General features: G+C 58.1%; 21 protein-coding genes. 5 read left to right on the forward strand and 16 right to left on the reverse strand.

What is annotated here, in order from left to right:
* The 4 genes from VMW13_03375 to pyrF all read right to left on the reverse strand — a co-directional run.
* Positions 1-600: hypothetical protein (locus tag VMW13_03375; protein ID HUV43852.1), on the reverse strand; the 600-nt coding region annotated here is incomplete at its 3' end.
* 242 nt (positions 601-842) lie between these two features.
* A complete protein-coding gene (locus VMW13_03380; GenBank protein ID HUV43853.1) occupies positions 843-1,823 on the reverse strand; it encodes an oligopeptide/dipeptide ABC transporter ATP-binding protein in 981 nt (326 codons plus the stop codon).
* The gene (locus VMW13_03385; protein HUV43854.1) at positions 1,798-2,016 is read right to left on the reverse strand and encodes a DUF951 domain-containing protein; all 219 of its coding nucleotides are present in this window, start codon (positions 2,014-2,016) and stop codon (positions 1,798-1,800) included. Before VMW13_03385 ends, VMW13_03380 begins: the two co-directional genes overlap by 26 nt.
* A 6-nt stretch (positions 2,017-2,022) precedes the next feature.
* The gene (gene pyrF / locus VMW13_03390) at positions 2,023-2,841 is read right to left on the reverse strand and encodes an orotidine-5'-phosphate decarboxylase (GenBank protein ID HUV43855.1); all 819 of its coding nucleotides are present in this window, start codon (positions 2,839-2,841) and stop codon (positions 2,023-2,025) included.
* Positions 2,842-3,334: 493 nt separating this feature from the next.
* On the opposite strand from pyrF, the gene VMW13_03395 reads away from it, so the two are divergent.
* The 5 genes from VMW13_03395 to VMW13_03415 are packed head-to-tail and all read left to right on the forward strand — an operon-like array spanning position 3,335 to position 7,488.
* Positions 3,335-3,988 carry a DUF2284 domain-containing protein gene (locus VMW13_03395; protein ID HUV43856.1) on the forward strand — a complete coding sequence of 218 codons (654 nt, stop codon included), beginning with the start codon at positions 3,335-3,337 and terminating at the stop codon, positions 3,986-3,988.
* 42 nt (positions 3,989-4,030) lie between these two features.
* Positions 4,031-4,195 carry a hypothetical protein gene (locus VMW13_03400; protein HUV43857.1) on the forward strand — a complete coding sequence of 55 codons (165 nt, stop codon included), beginning with the start codon at positions 4,031-4,033 and terminating at the stop codon, positions 4,193-4,195.
* Positions 4,196-4,246: 51 nt separating this feature from the next.
* Positions 4,247-5,554, forward strand: coding sequence for a diaminopimelate decarboxylase (lysA, locus tag VMW13_03405; protein ID HUV43858.1), 1,308 nt, complete (start codon positions 4,247-4,249; stop codon positions 5,552-5,554).
* Between the two features lie 11 nt (positions 5,555-5,565).
* Positions 5,566-6,624: a DNA polymerase III subunit gene (locus VMW13_03410; protein HUV43859.1), complete on the forward strand. Its 1,059-nt coding sequence runs from the start codon at positions 5,566-5,568 to the stop codon at positions 6,622-6,624.
* Positions 6,625-6,633: 9 nt separating this feature from the next.
* Positions 6,634-7,488, forward strand: a complete 855-nt coding sequence (locus tag VMW13_03415) for a stage 0 sporulation family protein (GenBank protein ID HUV43860.1) — start codon at positions 6,634-6,636, stop codon at positions 7,486-7,488.
* Positions 7,489-7,589: 101 nt separating this feature from the next.
* Here the strand turns inward: VMW13_03415 and VMW13_03420 are convergent, their stop codons facing one another.
* From VMW13_03420 to VMW13_03475, 12 genes are all read right to left on the reverse strand, one after another.
* A complete protein-coding gene (locus VMW13_03420; GenBank protein HUV43861.1) occupies positions 7,590-8,105 on the reverse strand; it encodes an HNH endonuclease in 516 nt (171 codons plus the stop codon).
* A 69-nt stretch (positions 8,106-8,174) separates the two neighbouring features.
* Positions 8,175-9,578 carry an ATP-binding protein gene (locus VMW13_03425; GenBank protein HUV43862.1) on the reverse strand — a complete coding sequence of 468 codons (1,404 nt, stop codon included), beginning with the start codon at positions 9,576-9,578 and terminating at the stop codon, positions 8,175-8,177.
* A gap of 69 nt (positions 9,579-9,647) precedes the next feature.
* Complete coding sequence (locus tag VMW13_03430) at positions 9,648-10,361, reverse strand: DnaD domain protein (protein ID HUV43863.1); 714 nt, start codon at positions 10,359-10,361, stop codon at positions 9,648-9,650.
* Complete coding sequence (gene dnaB, locus VMW13_03435) at positions 10,358-11,731, reverse strand: replicative DNA helicase (protein HUV43864.1); 1,374 nt, start codon at positions 11,729-11,731, stop codon at positions 10,358-10,360. The genes VMW13_03430 and dnaB overlap by 4 nt, the downstream gene beginning before the upstream one ends.
* Positions 11,732-11,813: 82 nt before the next feature.
* Entirely contained in the window at positions 11,814-12,266 is a 453-nt protein-coding gene (gene rplI / locus VMW13_03440) for a 50S ribosomal protein L9 (GenBank protein HUV43865.1), read from the reverse strand.
* A gap of 70 nt (positions 12,267-12,336) precedes the next feature.
* Positions 12,337-13,269: a thioredoxin-disulfide reductase gene (gene trxB / locus VMW13_03445; protein ID HUV43866.1), complete on the reverse strand. Its 933-nt coding sequence runs from the start codon at positions 13,267-13,269 to the stop codon at positions 12,337-12,339.
* On the reverse strand, positions 13,266-13,598 hold the full coding sequence (locus VMW13_03450; protein HUV43867.1) for a hypothetical protein: 333 nt from the start codon (positions 13,596-13,598) through the stop codon (positions 13,266-13,268). The genes trxB and VMW13_03450 overlap by 4 nt, the downstream gene beginning before the upstream one ends.
* A gap of 44 nt (positions 13,599-13,642) precedes the next feature.
* Complete coding sequence (gene plsX, locus VMW13_03455; GenBank protein HUV43868.1) at positions 13,643-14,650, reverse strand: phosphate acyltransferase PlsX; 1,008 nt, start codon at positions 14,648-14,650, stop codon at positions 13,643-13,645.
* Between the two features lie 43 nt (positions 14,651-14,693).
* Entirely contained in the window at positions 14,694-15,662 is a 969-nt protein-coding gene (locus tag VMW13_03460; GenBank protein ID HUV43869.1) for an acyl-CoA dehydratase activase, read from the reverse strand.
* 11 nt (positions 15,663-15,673) lie between these two features.
* The gene (locus tag VMW13_03465) at positions 15,674-16,789 is read right to left on the reverse strand and encodes a hypothetical protein (protein HUV43870.1); all 1,116 of its coding nucleotides are present in this window, start codon (positions 16,787-16,789) and stop codon (positions 15,674-15,676) included.
* Positions 16,780-17,787 carry an acyl-CoA dehydratase activase-related protein gene (locus tag VMW13_03470; protein HUV43871.1) on the reverse strand — a complete coding sequence of 336 codons (1,008 nt, stop codon included), beginning with the start codon at positions 17,785-17,787 and terminating at the stop codon, positions 16,780-16,782. Before VMW13_03470 ends, VMW13_03465 begins: the two co-directional genes overlap by 10 nt.
* The gene (locus tag VMW13_03475) at positions 17,784-18,956 is read right to left on the reverse strand and encodes a M20 family metallopeptidase (GenBank protein HUV43872.1); all 1,173 of its coding nucleotides are present in this window, start codon (positions 18,954-18,956) and stop codon (positions 17,784-17,786) included. The genes VMW13_03470 and VMW13_03475 overlap by 4 nt, the downstream gene beginning before the upstream one ends.
* Between the last annotated feature and the right edge of the window lie 274 nt (positions 18,957-19,230).

Below are 19,230 nucleotides of genomic sequence, written 5' to 3' on the forward strand. Positions count from 1 at the left end.
GTCGCCCACGCAGACGACACGGTCGGATACTATCTGTGTCCCGGCGAAGAAGTTGGACAGTGTAGGTTGCAGCGCCAGAGCCACGGCCAGACCGCCGAGGCCGAGACCGGCGATGAGCGGTGTGATATCGATGGTCAGGTACTGCAGCAGGACCAGGCCGCCAAGCAGGTAGATTATCAGCAGTACTATCCGCCGCAGGAAGCGGACAAGACCTTCGTCGACACGCTCCTTTCTGCGTACCCCGCGAGACCTCAGCGACCACTCCAGAAAGGCCGCGACGACCCGTGCCAACCCGAAAAACGCGAAAGCAATCAGTACGGCGATGCTGGCGCTTCCCAGTCTACCACGCCAGCCGGCCAGATAAGAGGGAGTGGCCAGTGCCAGGATAATGCCTTCGCACACTATGAAGAGGAAGACCGCCCTGGTGAGATTACCCACTAAGCGGGGCAGGATTGTGGCTTTGCCCCGGCCCTTCCGCTTCCGCTGTACCCTCCTCATCAGCAGGAGTACCAGCCAGGCTACCAGGACAGAGAGTAAGAATATCCCGAATGCCCAGGCGGCTTCCAGCAGCGGAGTTCCCTCTACGAAATGCGGCAACATTATCCATCTCCCGGTACGCCCCGGTGACCTCTGAGGCGTTGAGTGAACTTTACGTGGCTGGTACGGTGTCTGTCAAGCCGTGTTCGTGGCAGTCTTCTAATGCCATACGGTACCGGGAGCTTCGTCCCTTCTTAGATAAAGAGTTGGAAGACTGGAAGCCGGTGATGGCGGTGGCGCGGCTGGTAACGTTCATAGAGGCAGTGCTTCGACGGCGTGGGTAGCGTCCACGGCTCTCCCTTTGCCTAGGCGTAGTGGCAGGCCACCTGGTGTCCCTGTGTGCCCACACCCCTCAGATCCTGGGTCTGCTGCTGGCATTTCGGAGTTGCCGCATAGCACCTGGGGTGGAAGTGGCAACCGGATGGGGGATTGACCGGGCTGGGGAGATCACCCGGCAACAGGAGAATCTTGCGGTTCCGCTCCGCTACCGGGTCGGGCACGAGGACCGCGGAAAGCAGTGCGCGGGTGTAGGGGTGGAGAGGGTTATCGAAGATCTCCTCACAGTCCGCCGTCTCGACGATCTGCCCGAGGTACATCACGGCGACGCGGTGGCTTATCTGTCGCACCAGGGCGAGGTCGTGGGCGATGAAGAGATAGGTCAGTCCGCGCCAGGTACGTAGCCACATCAGGACTTTGAGGAGCTGTGCCTGCATGGAGACATCGAGGTGTGCCAGGGGATTATCGCACACAATGAAGCTGGGATTGACCGAAAGGACACGGGCCAGTTCGATACGCTGTCGCTGGCCACCGCTGAATTCGCTGGGGTAGCCCTGGGCCATATCAGCCCGCAGGCCAACAAGGACGAGTAGCTCCGCCACCCGTTTATCCAGTTCCTTACCGCTGGCCAGGTGGTGGACCCGTAATGGCTCGGCAATGACCTGGTGGACACGCATCGTGGGGTCAAGCGAGCCATAGGGATTCTCGAATACCATCTGCATGTGCTGCCGCAAGTTTCTTATCTTGCCGCTACTGAGTTTGCCGAGGTCAGCACCGTCGAAGAATACCCTGCCACTGTTGGGCTTGACCAGCCACAGTATAGAACGCCCGAGGGTGGTCTTCCCACAGCCAGTCTCACCGACCAGCCCGAGAGTCTCACCCTTCCGTATCCGCAGGCTGACGCCGTCCACTGCCTTCAACTCGGCAACTGTCCGCTGAAAGACGCCGGCTTTGATGGGGAAGCAGGTACGGAGGTCCTGGACTTCAACCAGTATGTCGTTTGTCTTCATCTTCAGGACCCCGGGACACAAAGACCCTGATTCTGCGCTCGAAGACACTGCGCGGCAGGAGTACCCGATGCTGGCAGCCCTGACATCGGATGCCGATATCGGCCCCGAGCCTGACTACCTGCCATTCATCGCTACCGCAGGGGTGCTTCTTCTTGAGGCGAACGACGTCGCCCAGTCTTATCTCGGTGACCATTGGCTATCACGCTGGAAGGGTGGACCGGTGCTGGTTTATCTCGTCGCGCAGGGTTGCGGCGGCGTTTCGGGCCGCGGTGTCGAAGTCCTTCCCCCGCGATGCGTAGAGGACCTGCCGTGACGAATTGATGACCATTCCTCTACCCTGCGCGTTCGCTCCCTGGTGGACCGACTGCGCCACGTCGCCACCCTGGGCACCAATACCGGGAACGAGGAAGAGCATATCCGGGTGGCTCTTTCGGATTATGCCCAGCTCACCGGGATAGGTAGCGCCGACCACCAGCCCGATGTTGCCGTGTGTATTCCACTCTGCAGCCTTGAGGGCTACGATTTGATAAAGGGGGAGGTAGTCTCTACCGTACCGGCAGCGCAGGTCCTGGAAATCGGCCGCGCCCGGATTTGAAGTACGGCACAGGATGAATATCCCCCGGTCCTGGTATGAAGTGAAAGGCTCCACGGAATCAAATCCCAGGTACGGATTCACCGTTATAGCGTCGAAGCCGAGGTTATCGAATATGGCGCGAGCGTAGGCGGCGGCGGTATTGCCGATATCGTTCCGCTTGGCATCGGCTATGACCGGAATCCCAACGGGTATGTGTTTCAGAGTCTCCCTGAGGGCTTCCTGCCCCGCTTCCCCGAGGGCTTCGTAGAAGGCAAGGTTGGGCTTGTAGGCACAGACCAGGTCGGACGTGGCATCAACTATCGCCCGGTTGAAATCGGACACACTGATGTTCTCCGGCATACGCTCGGGGTCGGGGTCAAGCCCGATGCAGACCAGGCTGTTGTTCCGTTCTACCGCGTCGTTCAGCTTCCTGGTAAAAGACATCCAGCGCCTCCTTGCTGTCCGGGTCCGCCGGTGTACCTGATATTAGCAATACTGCTATGCAGCGTCAAGGGTCTTAACGAATTAGCGGAATGTGACTTGAATCATATTCGGCGTTCACACGAGGGTCTACAATAGAGTTGACCACAGGGAGATGGCGGAGGTTGGCAACAAAGGGTCCTCTGATGTGGTGGCTTGAAGGGCGTGGTTGTGGAGAGGTACGGGATACTCCCTGAGGTCGGCTTCCCGCCGGAAGGTGGTGGTGGTTGAGGTTGGGTGGCCGGCGGGAAGCTTCAAAATAACACCGAACTGATTGTGAAGGTTTCCTCGGCTATCGCCGAGGAAACCTTTTTCTATTATCACAAGGAATGACGTTGTCAGGTTCTGTCAATTGCCATGATTCCATCAAATTGACTTGGTTGCATCACTGGACTAATATTAGGTGGAGTCTTGCGAGGCCTGCTCGCAAGCGAGCAGGTTGCAGGAGGGGAGGAAAGTGACCGAAGAGCAGAAAACAGCACGCGCGTTTCCCGGTGAGGTTGATGAGGAGACCCTGAGGGCCGACCTGGAGGGGTACCGTCAGCTGGCGCTGGAGCTTGGCGCGACAGATGCGAAGGTCATACCGGCGGAGTGGGTCAGAGTGGACGAGCGGGTGAGGCTCAAATGCATGATACCTCCCTGTCCCAACTACAATCGGTGCGGGTACTGCCCGCCCCATACGCCTGAGCCGGAGTTCATGCGGCAGGCACTGGGTCGGTACCAGTGGGCGGTCCTGTTCAAGCATGATACACCTGCCGAGGATTTTACCGATTTTACCCGGTACTACCCTCACGGGAGACAACACCAGAGGAAAACCGATGAGGTTGCCGCCAAGATTGAGAGGGCAGGATTTGCCGATGGCTACCGTTTTGCCCTTGGTTTCGGTGCCGGTGGCTGCCGGGATACAATGTGTAACGGTGGCCTGTGCCAGATGCTTGACAGTGGCCGCTGCCCACACATACTGATGGCGCGCCCTTCCATGGAGGGCGTAAGCATCGATGCCATCGACCTGGTGAACCGGGTGGGCTGGACGATATATCCCATCTACCGGACGATGGACCCATCCACGGTCCCGAGCGGCATATCGGTAGGGATTGTCTTTATCTATTAGTGCTGGCTAACGGGGCGGCGGTTACCAGAAAAGGAGAGACCGGTGGCAAAAGACGTCATTGATTTACTGGAGAGCTACATCCCGGCGGATGACCCCAGGAAATGGGCCAAGCTGGCGAGCACGGTGGAATCGCGCCGGCTTGAGCTTATGCTGCTCAGGGAAATCCTCCTCGAGTTGCGGGAACTGAACAAGGCAAAGTGCGCCTAGCCCGGATAGTCCGGGCATCCCGTGATTCTGGTTTCAGGAGGACCTTTGGCAATGGTAGATAGACTTCCCTTATTCCCACCGGGGAGTGAGGTTAATCAACAAGACCACCTCGTTATTGGCGGCTGCGATACCGTAGCGCTGGCGGCCGAGTTCGGTACGCCCCTGTACCTGTTCGACGAAGCCGCGCTCCGCGCCAAATGCCGTGAATTTATGGACGAGTTCGGCGGGCGCTACCCTGATACTGTCGTTGCATACTCCTGCAAGGCCTTTCTAAACAAAGCCCTGCTGCTCCTCCTCACCGAAGAAGGCCTGGGGCTTGATGTCGTCTCGGGCGGCGAGCTTGGTATTGCCCGGTCGGCAGGCTTTCCGATGAACCGGGTCTACTTCGCCGGTAACAACAAATCGTCGGAAGAGATAAAGCTGGCTTTAGAGTCGAGGATTTGCCGACTCGTCGTGGATAACTTTCATGAGCTAACACTGCTGGGAGAGTTGGTGCAGGGGCTGGACTATACGCCGGAGATACTGCTGCGGTTGACTCCGGGGGTGGACCCGCATACCCACAAATACCTCAGCACCGGCATCATCGACAGCAAGTTCGGCGTTCCCCTGGTCTGCGGTGAAGAGGCGGTAGCCCAGGCAATGTCCATGCCGGGAGTGGACCTTATCGGCCTGCACTTCCACATCGGGTCCCTCATCTCGGAGGTCGAGCCGTACCGGGAATCCGTCCGGGCCATTCTGGGTCTTGCTGCTGAGATGAAGCGCAAGCACGGGTTCGAGCTCAAGGAGCTGGACGTCGGCGGAGGCTTTGGCGTCCAGTATACCCTGGACTCTCCGGCAACGCCGATTTCTGTTTTTGCCGAAGCGATAACATCCTCTGTCATCGACGGATGCCGTGAGTTGGGACTGGAAACGCCGCGGCTGGTGGTCGAACCGGGGAGGTCTCTGGTGGCGCAGGCCGGTGTTGCGCTCTACACCGCTGGCGTGGTCAAGGACATACCGAATGTCAGGCGGTACGTCTCGGTTGACGGCGGTATGGCGGACAATATCCGCCCGGCGCTCTACGGTGCCCGGCACGAAGCAGTGGTGGCCAACAAGATGATGGACGAGGAGGCGGGAACGGTGACCATAGCCGGGAAGTTCTGTGAGCCTGGCGATGTCTTGATTCGGGACATCGCTCTGCCGGAGGTGGTGGCCGGAGATATCCTGGCCGTGGCGGGCTGCGGTGCCTATTGCCTCACCGAGGCGATGAACTACAACGCCTCATTCAAGCCGGCCGTAATCATGGTCAGGGAGGGCAAGGCGCGCCTCATCCGACGGCGCGAAACGCTGGAAGACCTGACGCGGCTGGACGTGGTGTAGGAGATTGTGCTGTGTGGAACATAGTCGGACAGGATAGAGCGGTATCCTTGCTCCAGCGCAGCCTGGCAGCGGGTACGCTGTCGCATGCCTATCTTGTGGTTGGACCGGCACATGTTGGCAAGATGACCCTGGCGATAGACCTGGCCCAGGCGGTGAACTGCGAAGGTGGTGAGCCTCCCTGCGGCGAGTGCGACTCATGCCGGCGAATCACCGAGGGGAAGCACGCCGATATAAGTGTGACCAGTCTGAACGATATCGGTAACGAGGAGAACGGTGAAGACGAAGTTGCGGGGAAGGGGGCACGGACGAAGATTGGCGTGGGGCAGATTGACCAGATTCTGCACTCGGTGAGCCTGCCGCCGTTTGAGGGCAGGTGCAAGGTCTTTGTTCTCGATGGTGCCGAGTTCCTCTCGATAGGGGCAGCCAATCGCCTGCTGAAGACCCTGGAGGAACCCGAGGGCAACGTGGTCTTCGTACTGCTGACGACTAACGAGGGTATGCTGCCGGTCACGGTTGTCTCCCGGTGCCAACGGGTGGAGCTAAGGCCAATGGGGACTGGCGAGATAGAGGCCGCGCTTACTTCCCGATGGGGTGTAGAGCCGGATAGGGCCAGGCTCCTGTCCCGGCTTGCCGGCGGACACCTGGGGTGGGCCGTATCGGCCGCGAGCGAAGGCAGCCTGCTCCAGCAGCGTGACGAGTGGCTGGAAGGGATGCTGGCAATCATCGATGCCGGATATGAGGACCGCTTTGGCTACGCTGCCCGGCTGGCAGGCAGGTTCAGGCGGAATCGCAGGGAGGTCCAGGAGCAGCTTGACCTCTGGTTGGACTGGTGGCGCGACCTGCTGCTGGTGAACGTGGGATGCGGTGATGCGGTTGTCAATGTTGACCGCCTGCCTGTCCTGACCGAAATGGCGGGTAGATACAGTCTGGCCCAGGTAAGGGTCTTTATTGAGGATATTCGGTCGGCCGGCGAGCAGCTAAGGCTGAATGCCAATCCCCAACTCGTGCTGGAAGTATTGATGCTGAGCATTCCGGAGAGGGCTGGAGCAGCGAACCCGGCGGCCAGCTAGAGGTAGACTATGGCTGAAATTGTTGGTATACGGTTCAAGATAGCGGGTAAAATCTATTACTTCGACCCCAACGGTATCGACCTCGAAGTGGACGACCGTGTGGTGGTCGAGACGACGCGCGGTCTGGAGGTCGGGCTTGTGGTCATCTCCTCCAAGGAGGTCGCTGCCAGCGACGTGGTCAAGCCACTGAAGCCCGTAGTGCGCAAGGCGGAGCCTGACGAAATCAACCACGCCGAGCAATATGAGGAGAAAGAAAGAGAAGTAATGGCGGAGTGCAGCCAGTTGATAGCAGAGATGAAGCTGCCGATGAAGCTGCTTTCGGCGGAGTACAGCCTTGACGGCCGGCACCTTACCTTCTTCTTCAGTGCCGAGGAGAGGGTGGACTTCCGAGAACTGGTGCGAGAACTGGCGGGACGCTTTAAGATACGCGTGGAACTGCGTCAGGTGGGGGCACGGGACGAGGCCAAGCTCCTGGGCGGCTTCGGGCGGTGTGGTCGTCCCCTGTGTTGTGCCAGTTTCCTTTCCGAGTTTACGCCCATCTCCATCCGGATGGCGAAAGAGCAAAATCTACCACTGAATCCGATGAAGATATCAGGTGTCTGCGGCCGTCTCCTGTGCTGCCTGGCCTACGAGAATCAGCAGTACCGTAGCATGAGGGAAAAGATGCCCAGAGAAGGCCGGCACGTGACCACTGCTATGGGGACAGCCAGGGTTCTGGGTACAAATCCGCTGAAGGAGACGGTACTGGTAGAGCTGGAGAGCAAGGTGAGCGTTGAGCTACCGCTCAGCGAGATATCCCTCGGTGAAGAGGCGGAGAGCGGACCGGCACCCAGGCCAGGCAGGAGACAGAGGAGGGGCCGGTAACGCAGGGGCTGTGACAGTCCTGCATCAGATGGGTCCTGGAGGGTGAATTTACCTGGTTTGTGTTTGAATAGGACGCGATAGGTCGGCACTTCCGTCGACTGCTAATGGGGGAGGTATCTCTGCCACTCCTCCCGGGTCTCCAGGTAGTGCGATGGGATGTAGGAATAGCGGTTGCCCCGCGGCGTGGTAGGTGGATGGAGCAGTTTCATCCCCGCTTCTTCCAGGGTCTTTCCGGCCTTGCGTCGATTGCAGGATACGCAGGCACTTACCAGGTTCTCCCAGGTGTGCGGGCCGCCCCGAAAGCGGGGGATAATGTGGTCCAGGGTTAGCTGCCGGGTTTCCTTGCCGCAATACTGGCACGAATAGTGGTCGCGGTTGAAGACCTCCAGACGGGTAAGTCTCCTGCTGACCCGGAAAGGGCGTTTCACCAGATAGGGCAGGCGGATGACTGAAGGTACCGGAAACTCGCGAGTAGCCGTGTATATTAGACCGACGCCGTTTTCCAGCATCTCAGCCTTACTCTGGTAGAGTAACACTATCGCCCGTCGCGCGCGGCAGATATTCAGTGGTTCGTAGTTCTGGTTCAGTACCAGAACAGGAAGGTCTATCGTCGCCAAATTCCCTCTCCGTCCTGCAGAAGCCTATTTTACTACGGATGTCCCGGTTGTGTAAATAATGGCGAAGGTCTAACGGTTTCTGCTGCGATGGGGTGCTCTTCTGTGGCTGGAGGCGTCGCCACGGTAGTCCGGTGCCGTGATGTTAAAGAGCAAGCTTATCTTGGGGTCAGCCAGTCTGGAGCTGACACGGTTCTCAATTTCCTCCAGTGAGCAGGAAGTGGTAATCACCGTTGCCAGCCGTGCGTTGTAGCGGTGGTTGATTACCTGGTACAGCTTCTCCTCTGCCCAGGGGGTAGTCGTCTGCTCGCCGAAGTCGTCAAGTATAAGCATCGGGGTGCTCCTGACGCCTTCGAAGAGCCCGTCATAGGACGTCTTGCTGTCCGGACTGAAGGTGGAACGCAGGTGGTCAAGGAAGTCCGGCACGACAACGAAGAGGGCCGGTTTGCCATGCTGGTAGAGATAGTTGACAATCGCGGCCGCCAGGTGTGTCTTACCGCAGCCGTTGATGCCCTGGAATACCAGCCAGCCGTCCGGTGATTTAGCGAAGTCCACAGCGAGACGAAATGCCATCTCCAGGTTCTGGCGCTGTTCGAGGGGCAGGTTGACCCGTTTCCAGTCGAAGCTGTCAAAAGTCATCTTCTTTTGTAGCTCAAACTCGGGGTCCCAGCTTGAAGTGGACAGGGCTGACTGCCTGGTGCCGATGATGTATACCTGGCATAACTCCGGGTCCGTGAGACGGGTGCGCATTCTCTCATCGAGTTCCTCCGGCGGAATCATGGTGACGACCACGGTGGGCAGCCGGTTGTTGAAGCGGTGATTGATAAGCTGCTCCAGCTTCTCCGTAGCCCAGGGGGTGCCGGACTGCGCCCCGAAGTCGTCCAGGACGAGCAGCGGGGTATTGCGGACCTGTTCGAAGAACTCGTTGTAGGGCATGTCGCTGTCCGGGCTGAAGCTGGAACGGAGGTGGTCAAGGAGGTCCGGGGTGGTGATATAGAAGGCCGTCCGGTCTCCGGCGATGCGGTAGTTGGCGATTGCGGCGGCGAGATGAGTCTTGCCGTTGCCGCTGGGACCGGCGAGGACCAGCCACCCCTCCGGATTATCGGCAAATGCCCTTGCTGCAGTAAGTGCCCGACCGAAATGCTGCCGGCTGTTGATGTCCTCGTTCCTGCCTTCGGGGATGATAGTGTCAAAGGTCAGACGGGTGAGCGGGCCGAGGTTGCTGTACTTTTGCAGGCGTGACTGGCGTTTCCCTTCCTGGTCCTGCCGGACGCACCGGCAGGGAATAACACGGCTGTAGTCCGGCTTTCCCGTTGGCAGAAGGGGATGGAGGAACCTGGCCCCATTGCAGATAGGGCATACCGGTCCGGCGGGTGCGTCCTCCGGTTCCTCACCGGAGGGTGCGTCTGCCTGTGGTCCTGGTATATCTGCCAGGACCTGTTTGCTCAGTATGTCGCCGATATGCTCCAGGGCCACTATCGCTGCTTTCCTTCACTCCAGAATAGGGTCAGTACACTATTATGTCTCCCTATCGGGAGACAGGCCTTAGCGCCGGACCATGTGTCCGTATTTACCCTTGATGAACTTGTCCGGGTCTGCTTTCCCTGCTCCCCGCTGCGTGTCTTCCTTCCTGCCTTCGGTTGCCCAGCGCTCCAGTATGCGGACGATATACCGCCAGTTCCGCTTATTCAGGCTGACGGCTTCCCTGATAGCGTCCTCAATCCATTCTCCGGGGTATTGTTCCTCGGCTTCGCGCAGTTCATCGGCAATCATAGGGGTCAGCATACCGATGTTCTGCTCGTAGAGGGTGAAGATATTGGGTGTTTCCTCCACTTCGGTACCGGCTGCCTTTCCGGGGGCTTTCAGCCCGGCGAGGGCGAGCTCCCCGCTCTGGATTTTGGCCAAAGACCGTCTATCGGACTCGGTGTTGAGGAAATACACTTCTTCCGGCTTGTCGTCCATGCTGAGTGCCACTCGGAGCACCGTACTGCGGTCGACTGCCATGTCAAGGCCGCGTCTTAGTACCTCTTCCGGTGATTTCCCTTCCTCCTTGAGCCCGCCCATGAGGACGGCATCACCCAGAAGCTCCCGGTAAGCGGCAAAACGGGGAGAGCCGCGCTTACGGTAGAGTATCGAGAAGAGGTGCAGTGTCACCTTCAGTTCGGCGATGTCCCTGATTTGCGGGACAAGCCGGTTTATGAAGACGTTGGGGACCGGGGTGAACTCCATCCTGGCCGGGAAGCCATTGAACTGCTTCATAATAAGCTCGGTTCCTGGCTGGCGATGTTCTCGAACTTGGCTAATCTCGGGACGAAGCGCAGGCTCAGGTCGCCGGTAGGGCCGTTGCGGTGTTTGGCAACGATGACCTGGGCGATGCCTTCGGGATAGTCCTTGTCCGGGTATTGCAACAGCCAGTCTTCCTCGGTGGGGTAGTAGTACTCGTCGCGGTAGATAAAGAGGACGACGTCGGCGTCCTGTTCGATGCTGCCGCTTTCCCTGAGGTCGGAAAGTTGGGGGCGGTGGCTCGTACGGCCTTCGACCGCCCGGCTTAGCTGGGATACCGCTATCACCGGCACGTTGAGTTCACGGGCCAGTGCTTTTAGGGAGCGGGTGATATAGCTGATTTCCTGGACGCGGTTCTCTCCCCTGCCCTCTCCCTGCATCAGCTGGAGATAATCAACTATGACAAGGTCAATGCCACGCTCATAATAGAGACGCCGGGCCTTGCTGCGCATCTCCATTACCCGGAGCATCGGGGAATCGTCGATGTATATCGGTGCCTCGGAGAGAACGCCGATAGCGTTGAACAATTTTCTCTCGTCCGCCTCCAACTGGTGCTCAAAACGCAACTTCCTGAGATTGATGCCGGACTCGCTGGCCACCAGGCGCTGGGCCAGCGCCTCATTTGCCATTTCCAGGCTGAAGAGTGCCACGCAGGCGCCCTGTTCTACGGCGGCATTTCGGGCGACGTTCAACGCCAGGCTGGTCTTACCCATGCTGGGTCTGCCGGCGATTACGACAAGGTCGGAGCGCTGAAAGCCATCGAGGAACTCGTCCAGACCACGAAAGCTGGACATTATCTGAGCAAGTGGCTGCCGGACATCGTCGTCCGGTTGGGGTGGGGGTTCGAGGTACTTCTCCAGCACCTGTTTGATGTGGACGAAGTCGGTGGAGCCCCGGGCGCTGCGGAGCTTGTACAGGGCATCCTCGGCTCGGCTCAGGGCGGCATTGATATCCGGGTCTGCCTGGTAGCCGATATCCGAGATACTGTCTGCGGCGGTAATTAATTGCCGCATTATCGACAGCCGGTAGACAATCCGGGCGTAGTGCTCGATGTCCAGTGAAGTAGGGACGATAGATATCAGGTGGGAGAGATAGGCAACACCACCGATAGACTCCAGCTTCCCGAGCCGCTCCAACTCCTGGGCTACGGTTATCTGGTTAATGGCTTCGTTGCGTTCATAGAGCGAGATGCAGGCCTGGTAGACGAGCCGGTTCTGCTCGCTATAGAAGTCGCCAGGTCGCAGCAGGACGGCTGTCTCGTAGATAGCTTTTCCATCTATCAGCAGCGAGCCACCTACCGCCTCTTCAGCGCTAATATCATGTGGGGGCAGTCTGTCATTGTTCACCCCGCACTCTCCTTCCGCCGGAACGGTGGACGATGGTCGGATTTCCAGCAGGGTCCTTGTTCCGCATCTGCTGAAGACCGGTTCAGGACTCCTCGTCAACGACTGTCAGTATTATCGTGGGTACTATTTCCCTGGCCAGCCTTATGGGCACTTCATAGCTCCCCAGTTGGCGGATGGGGTTCTCCAGTTCGATTTTCCGCTTGTCGATAACACAGTTGGTGGCCTTTTCAATCTCGGTAGCGATATCAGCCGGCGTCACCGAACCATAAAGGCGGTCTTTCACCCCGGACCGGGCTTTGAGGGTAATCTCCTGGCCGTTTATCAGACCGGCCAGTTCGAGCATTTCCGATTCGGTCTGGGCGGTAATACGGGCACTTGCCTTTATCCGCGCCTCGATGACGTTCATCATCTTGGGGTCTGCCCGTGCCGCGAGCTGCTTTGGTATCAGGTAGTTTCTCGCGTAGCCATCAGCTACGTCTTTTATGTCACCGCCCCTGGCGACATTATGTACATCCTGCAGGAAAACAACTTTCATATCTACTCTCTTTCTCAGTGATGATGGTGCAATTATACTTCATCCCACGCAGAGGGGGTCAAGGCTTTTTTTACTGTTCCGTGAGATACTTTTCGGCGTAGATTGCGGCGGTAGCACCGTCCCCGGCAGCCGCTATCGCCTGTCGGGCGGAGTTGTGGCGAATGTCGCCGGCGGCCAGAATACCGGGTATGCCGGTCTCCATCTTTTCGTTGGTGATGATATGGCCGATATCATCCAGGGGCAGAATCCCCTTGAGGTAGTCCGTGTCCGGTTGGAAGCCGATGGATACAAAGACCCCGGTTACGCCCAGCATGGACTGTTCGCCGGTCTTTACATTACGCACAGCCGCTCCCTCGACGAAATCATTACCTTCAATCCGCTCGACAACGCTGTCCCACCTGAATTCAATCATGGGCTCCGCAAAGGCCCTCTCCTGGAGAATACGACTGGCACGCAACTGGTCACGGCGATGAATCACGGTTACGCCGGAGGCGAACTTGGCGAGGTGCAGGGCTTCAGTGATGGCGGCATCACCGCCACCGATTACAGCCACCGGCTGTTCCCGAAAGAAGGAGGCATCACAGGTGGCGCAGTAAGACACGCCTTTGCCGATGAATTCCTTTTCGCCGCTGACACCCAGTTCCTGTCTTCTTGAACCGCCGGCGATGATTAACGCCCGGGCAGTGAAGTCGCCCTCGGTGGTCCTGACCAGTTTCCGGTCTTCCTGTAGTTCGAGCCCGCAGACCTCGACGTAAAGCATTTCCAGTCCGAACCTGGCCGCCTGCCGGTTGAGCAACTCCCCGAGTTCGGAACCTGAGACACCGTCCGGGAATCCGGGGAAGTTCTCCACCTGCTCGGCATTGATAATCTGGCCGCCTACCAGTGCCTTTTCCATGAGCAGGCTGCGGAGCCTGGCACGCGAGGTGTAGAGTCCGGCGGTCAGGCCTGCAGGGCCACCACCGATAATGACAATCTCGTAGATGTTGTCTCCATCCGATGTCATGTCCCAATCTCCATTTCAGCTTCAACGGCGTCAATCATCCGGCGAATATCAAACTGCCCGGCAATCCTGAGACGACCGTTGATGAGTAGCAGAGGTACGGACAGGCTTCTCTCCCGGATTGCCCCCCGCCATTCGTTTACCTGCCGGTCATCAGTACCGCTCGCGAGGTCGAGGTACTCCAGACGGGCTTCGTTACCAAACCTGTCCTTAATCTGCCGTGCGGCCAGGGCGACGGCATCCGGTGAAGACCAGTCCGTTCCACAACCGGCGTCGCAGTCCCTGCGGCTGCTTTCATTTATGATGCTGATTGTGACAGTTGCTTCTGTCAATAACGGCACCCCTGTTCCCGCTGGCTACGTGTGGCGTCCGCTTGCTACTCCGATGCAGCAAGCTGGCTCTGTTGGTCCTTTATTATCTGGCATACGGCACTATCAACGCTTTGCTTGGCGAGACCGATGGCGTTCCTTATAGCCTTGGCATGGCTCCGTCCGTGAGCTATGATAACGTTACCATCCACCCCGAGGAGGCAGGCCCCCCCGGATTCCCGATAATCTATCCGCCTGACCAGGGAGCCGAGGCCGGTATCAAAGATTTGATGGCGCGACTGCATGTGACGGGCGTTGGCGAATACCTGGCCAACGTTGCGCAGCTGAAGGAAGGTATCACCCAGCCCTTCGAGAGCCTTGAGGACAATATTGCCGGTAAAGCCGTCGGTCACGATTACATCGGCCCCTCCTCGTACGAGCCCGTGCCCCTCGATATTACCCACGAAGTTGAGGTCTGTTTCCTTGAGGAGGGTATGGGTCTCCTGCATCAGGTGGTTTCCCTTGCCCTCTTCCTCCCCATTATTGAGCAGGCCGACGCGGGGAGAGGGGACACCGAGCACTTCCCTGGAATAGATGGAGCCCAGCCGGGCGAACTGGACAAGGTATTTCGGCCGGCAGTTGGCATTAGCGCCGGAGTCAATAAGCAGGACGGGGGCGGTGACGTTGATATTGATAATGCTGGCAATAGCGGGACGTTCGATGCCTTTAATCCTGCCAAGGACGAGAAGCGCCGAGTAGAGCACTGCACCGGTGTTACCGGCGGACACAAACGCCGCTGCCTTTCCCGTCTTTACCAGATTGATGCCCATCATGATTGAGGAGTCCGGCTTGTTGTTAACCGCCTCTATCGGCGACTCGTTGTCATCAATGGTCTGAGTGGCATCAACGATGGTCATGTCCAGCTTCTTGAGGTAGCGGCCGGTCTGTACGTGAAGCAGGTCTTTTCTGCCCACGAGGGCAATCCCTATGTCATAGTCCTGGGCAGCTTTGACAGCTCCCTTTACTACCTCGTGGGGGGCATATTCTCCGCCGGCGGCGTCAACAGCTATAATCATTTGTTACCTCAAGCGGCTATTCCGTAGCCGCCACTCTATGCGGCTATTCTGTAGCCGCCACTCGCTCCCACATATCGCAACGCCCGCCCCAATGGGCGAGAGCCTTGCCATTAAGGGAAAGCCGGGCAATCTCACAGTTATTCGGACAGGCTTTGCATTCGAATGTGGAGGTGCTGTACTTCACCTCACTCTGGTCAAATCCCTTGAAATGGCTGCTGCTATCCCCGGTGGCCATCTCCTCGTGTACCAGCAAGGCAGCGCCAATAGCTCCCATAATCTCATGGTGGGGTGGGACAATAATTTCCATACCGAGTTCTTCCCGGAGAGCCCTGATTATCGACTGGTTGAAGGCGACCCCGCCCTGGAACATGATTGGCGTTTGGATGTCTTTGCCCAGCCCCACATTGCTGAGGTAGTTGCGCACCAGAGCCTGGCAGAGACCGTAGAGGATATCTTCAACCCGGTGCCCCATCTGCTGCTTGTGCACCATGTCCGATTCCGCAAAGACGGTGCAGCGTCCGGCGATGCGCACCGGGGCACTGCTCGCCAGCGCTCGCTGGCTGAGTTCTTCGATGCTCATATCGAGGCGCAGCGCCTGGTGGTCAAGGAAGCTGCCGGTGCCGGCGGCGCAGACGGTATTCATGGCAAAGTCAGTGACTATACCGTCGCGGACGATGGTTATCTTACTATCCTGCCCCCCGATTTCCATGATGGTCCGGACGTCGGGGAAGTAATGCAGGGCGGCCACTGCGTGGGCCGTAATCTCGTTCTTGACCAGGTCCGCACCAACGATTACGCCGGCGAGGTAGCGGGCACTCCCGGTTGTGGCCACACCGCAGATGTCGCAGTCTGCGGGAAGCTGTTTCCTGATTTCCCGCAGTCCTTCCTGTATCATATCAATCGGCCTGCCCTGGGTCAGGAGATAGACGTGGTTAACCAGCTCGTCGTGCCCATCGAGGACGGCAAGTTTGGTGGTTACCGAACCAACATCAATCCCGAGGTAGGTTTGCATCACCACTCCCTTTAGCGCCCGCTCTCTTGAGCGGCCACTCCCTGGGGTCTGCCACTGTGTGCGCGGCGCTTCCTTATCAGCAGGTCAACGAAGGCTTCCAGCCTGGTCAGTACTCCTGCCTTGGCTATCTGCTCATCGCAGAGTATCGTCAGCACCGGGATCTTCTCCCTGGTTGAAGGCATGATATTCTGGGCTATGATTTCGGGCATACAGGTGAAGGGCGCCAGGTGCACTATGCCATCGTATTCTTTAGCATGAAGCACCTTTTCACCGACTGATTCCCAGCCATCGCCACCGATATCTCGCTTCAGATAGGGGCGGGCTGCTTTGTGAATCCGGTTCTTTTCGTTGATGCCGAATGGGTTGAGGAAGAAGCTGAACTTGGTCCATTCGGAAACGAAGGTTGACCGTCTTACCTCCACACCCAGTCGGCCCAGCTCTTGCTCGATGTCAAAGCTGGAGAACGGCTCCAGCAGTACATAGAACTCGCCGGTAATGCCTACTATCAGCGGCTGTGCCTGCTCGTCCCTGGGTACCCGCTCCAGCCGGTTAATATAGTCCACCTCTACCCTCTTCAGGGTATCATAATCATCGGCCTTGTCAATAGCGCTGATTGCATGGGAGTACAATTGATTGGCGGTACCCTTGACCAGTTCCACAGGCCGTACCTTCTGCACCACGCGTTCTACGCGGTCCACGCTGGCAAGTTTGGACAAACCGAAGCGGATGGCGGATATAATCCGGTGCCACGGAGCATCACCGGAGACTTTTCGGATGATACTCATCAAACCGAGGAACTTCTGCTCCGATACACCTATCTGGATGACTTCGGTATCATATCCCAGATTGTGGAGCACCTGCTCCTGGACTTTGCCGTAGTATCCGAGGCGACAGATGCCATCGCCACCAGGTATCAGCAGGGTATCAGCCCCCTTGTCGGCGGCTTCAATCAGGTTGCCCAGGGTCATTTTGAAGGGAATGCAGAGGCCCTCCGGGGAGTATCTGGCACCTAGCGACAGAGTGCGCTGTGTATTGGTAGGCGGCATAATAAATTCGACACCCAGCTTCTTGAAGATAGCCTTGAAGGGAATGAATATATTGCCCATGTGGGGCGTACTTACACGCATAGGGCCACCCGTCTCCTCTTCCTGCGGTGAATCATATCAAGAAACGCTTCCAGTCGCGTAATCACACCGGTCTCGGAAGTATGCTCTTCAAGGGTGATGCACATGAAGGCAGTGGTCTGCTGATTTCCCGCCTCACGGCGCAGTATCTCCATCATCAGCGAATCGGGCCCGCAGCCAAATGCCATGATACCGATAACGCCATCAACCTCATTCCGAAGATAGTGTCCCCCGGCACCGACGACGTCTTCTTCGTACGTCCAGTATGCCCTGCCCACCAGTCTGGCTACGGCCGCTTCGCGTTCGTGTTCGGTAAGCATCTCCGGGGTGAGTACCCTGGCACCATACTGTTCCAGCCGTTGGATAAGCTCGTAGTTGACATGCTCATCATAGAGGAGGTAGGCGTGTCCGATGACGGCGATGGTCGCTGACGGTGTGGCCGGGGCGATTGATGGCTCGTCCGGCTTTCTCCGGGGAATACCCGTGATGTCATCAATTGTCTGGAGCGGTGTCAGTCTGCTTTCGGACATCAGTCCCCGGTAGCTGATAAGGGTCTCCATGGCAGCCATGGCCGCTTCCCTGACCCTGAGCGGATTCCAGCTAAAGTGCCGGCCCAGCCCGTAGACAGACTGGTAGAGATAGCGCTTCCCCCGGTTAACGTCAATCTCTATCTCCAGTATTGGCGGAGACTCGGGGACAACCGCCCTGGTCATATCAGGCAGTCCCAGGAACTTGGCGCAGTTGTATGTCCTGCTTTTAAGGCTGCGAATCGCCGGGATGAAGATGTAATCGCACTTATCTACCAGAGACAGGACATGGCCGACGAAGACCTTGACCGGCAGGCAGGTATCGGCAACGACTCGTGCAGTACCTTTGGCCAGCGTGGTACGGCTGGTTGGCCCGGAAGTGACTACTTCCGCCCCCAGGTGCTCGAAGAAGGTCTTCCACATGGGGTAGTACTGGTAGTAGAGAAGTGCCCGGGGAATGCCGATGGTAGTCATTTCGCTCTCTCGAACTCCTCTTTCAGGGCGGCCAGTTTTTCCGGACGGGTGAGGAGGTCGATTACTGTCATTGCCATCGTCTTGGCGGCATCACACAGTCCATCGATAGCTTCTTCAGTGGCAGCGGCCGCAGCAAACTCAGGGGAGTGCAGCAGTACCTTTCGGGGTGCAATGGCGATTGTGGCGTGGATTGACGGTGCGACCTGGCTGACATTACCCATATCGGTACTGCCGAAGGCACCGCTGCGGTCGACCAGTTGCACCTGCCGCCCGAGGCGCTCCATGTTGCCGGCAAATAGTCCGGCGAGAATCATATTATTGCGCATCGGGGCGTAGCGCACGTCATCCCATGTGTATTCCAGCCGGGCACCGGTGGTGGCGGCAGCCCCCTGAAAGCAGCTAAGTACCTTCTCCTGTAATTCATTGAGGTAGCTGTCTTGCTCAGCGCGGACCATGAACTTGCCGGCGCTGTAATCAGGGACAATATTGGGGGCCTTTCCTCCATCGGTGATGATTCCGTGGATGCGTGCCGTGCTCTTGATGTGCTGGCGTAGTGAGTTTATCCCGGCAAAGGACAGGAGCATCGCTTCAAGGGCGTTAATGCCCCTTTCAGGATAGGCGGCAGCGTGGGCCGCCTTTCCGAAGAACTCGATGTCCAGGTTCTGGCAGGCAAGGGCGTAGGTTGTGGCGTTATTGACCACGCTCGGGTGCACCATCATGGCTGCGTCCAGGTCGGCAAAAGCCCCTCTTCCGGTCATGATTACCTTGCCGCCGAAAAGTTCCTCGGCAGGGGTGCCAATCACGACAATACGACCGGTCAACTCGTGGGCGACGGACCGGATGGCTACTGCCGCACCGACTGCGCTGGTGCAGATAATGTTGTGACCGCAGGCGTGTCCCACTCCGGGCAGGGCGTCATATTCAGCGAGCAGGGCAATAACCGGCTTCCCTTCGCCGTAGCTGGCACGGAAAGCGGTCGGTAGCTCACAGATACCCCTTTCGATGGAGAAGCCGTTCTGCTCCAGGTATTCGGTCAGCCAGGCGGCTGCCAGAGTCTCACCGAAGCCAAGCTCGGGATTGTCATGGATTCTCAGAGCAAGCTCTCTGAGTGGGGTGCGGCGAGTGTCTATCTCGTCGATGACGGCGCTCTTCAATCGCTCTATGTCCAAACTACGCCTCGTCTTCGGAGTGGTGATTGCGCTTCATGGAAGCTGGAGTAAACGCACTGGATAGGAGTCATTGGGGCAGGAATTACTGTCCTTATTATATCTCAGGGTAGCGGGGATTACTAGGTACTGTACTCGCCCGTTACATTGGTGGCACTCCAGTACAGCCGATGCCGGTTGCCACCGGAGAGAACCTGTGCGGTCAGTCATGGTACCGGCTGCCTGCACAAGAAGATAGCTTTTCCTCCCTGCAGGGGTGCCCCGTCCGGGAGCAGTT

The sequence above is a fragment of the Dehalococcoidales bacterium genome, from assembly GCA_035529395.1.
In the GTDB taxonomy this organism is placed as follows: Bacteria; Chloroflexota; Dehalococcoidia; order Dehalococcoidales; family Fen-1064; genus DUES01.

What these genes read in the sequence shown, in the direction of transcription:
- VMW13_03380 (HUV43853.1), bottom strand. Translation starts at nt 1,823, where the DNA reads ATGAAGACAAACGACATACTGGTTGAAGTCCAGGACCTCCGTACCTGC.
- VMW13_03385 (HUV43854.1), bottom strand. Translation starts at nt 2,016, where the DNA reads ATGGTCACCGAGATAAGACTGGGCGACGTCGTTCGCCTCAAGAAGAAG.
- pyrF (HUV43855.1), bottom strand. Translation starts at nt 2,841, where the DNA reads ATGTCTTTTACCAGGAAGCTGAACGACGCGGTAGAACGGAACAACAGC.
- lysA (HUV43858.1), top strand. Translation starts at nt 4,247, where the DNA reads ATGGTAGATAGACTTCCCTTATTCCCACCGGGGAGTGAGGTTAATCAA.
- VMW13_03415 (HUV43860.1), top strand. Translation starts at nt 6,634, where the DNA reads ATGGCTGAAATTGTTGGTATACGGTTCAAGATAGCGGGTAAAATCTAT.
- VMW13_03430 (HUV43863.1), bottom strand. Translation starts at nt 10,361, where the DNA reads ATGAAGCAGTTCAATGGCTTCCCGGCCAGGATGGAGTTCACCCCGGTC.
- rplI (HUV43865.1), bottom strand. Translation starts at nt 12,266, where the DNA reads ATGAAAGTTGTTTTCCTGCAGGATGTACATAATGTCGCCAGGGGCGGT.
- trxB (HUV43866.1), bottom strand. Translation starts at nt 13,269, where the DNA reads ATGACATCGGATGGAGACAACATCTACGAGATTGTCATTATCGGTGGT.
- plsX (HUV43868.1), bottom strand. Translation starts at nt 14,650, where the DNA reads ATGATTATAGCTGTTGACGCCGCCGGCGGAGAATATGCCCCCCACGAG.
- VMW13_03460 (HUV43869.1), bottom strand. Translation starts at nt 15,662, where the DNA reads ATGCAAACCTACCTCGGGATTGATGTTGGTTCGGTAACCACCAAACTT.
- VMW13_03465 (HUV43870.1), bottom strand. Translation starts at nt 16,789, where the DNA reads ATGCGTGTAAGTACGCCCCACATGGGCAATATATTCATTCCCTTCAAG.
- VMW13_03470 (HUV43871.1), bottom strand. Translation starts at nt 17,787, where the DNA reads ATGACTACCATCGGCATTCCCCGGGCACTTCTCTACTACCAGTACTAC.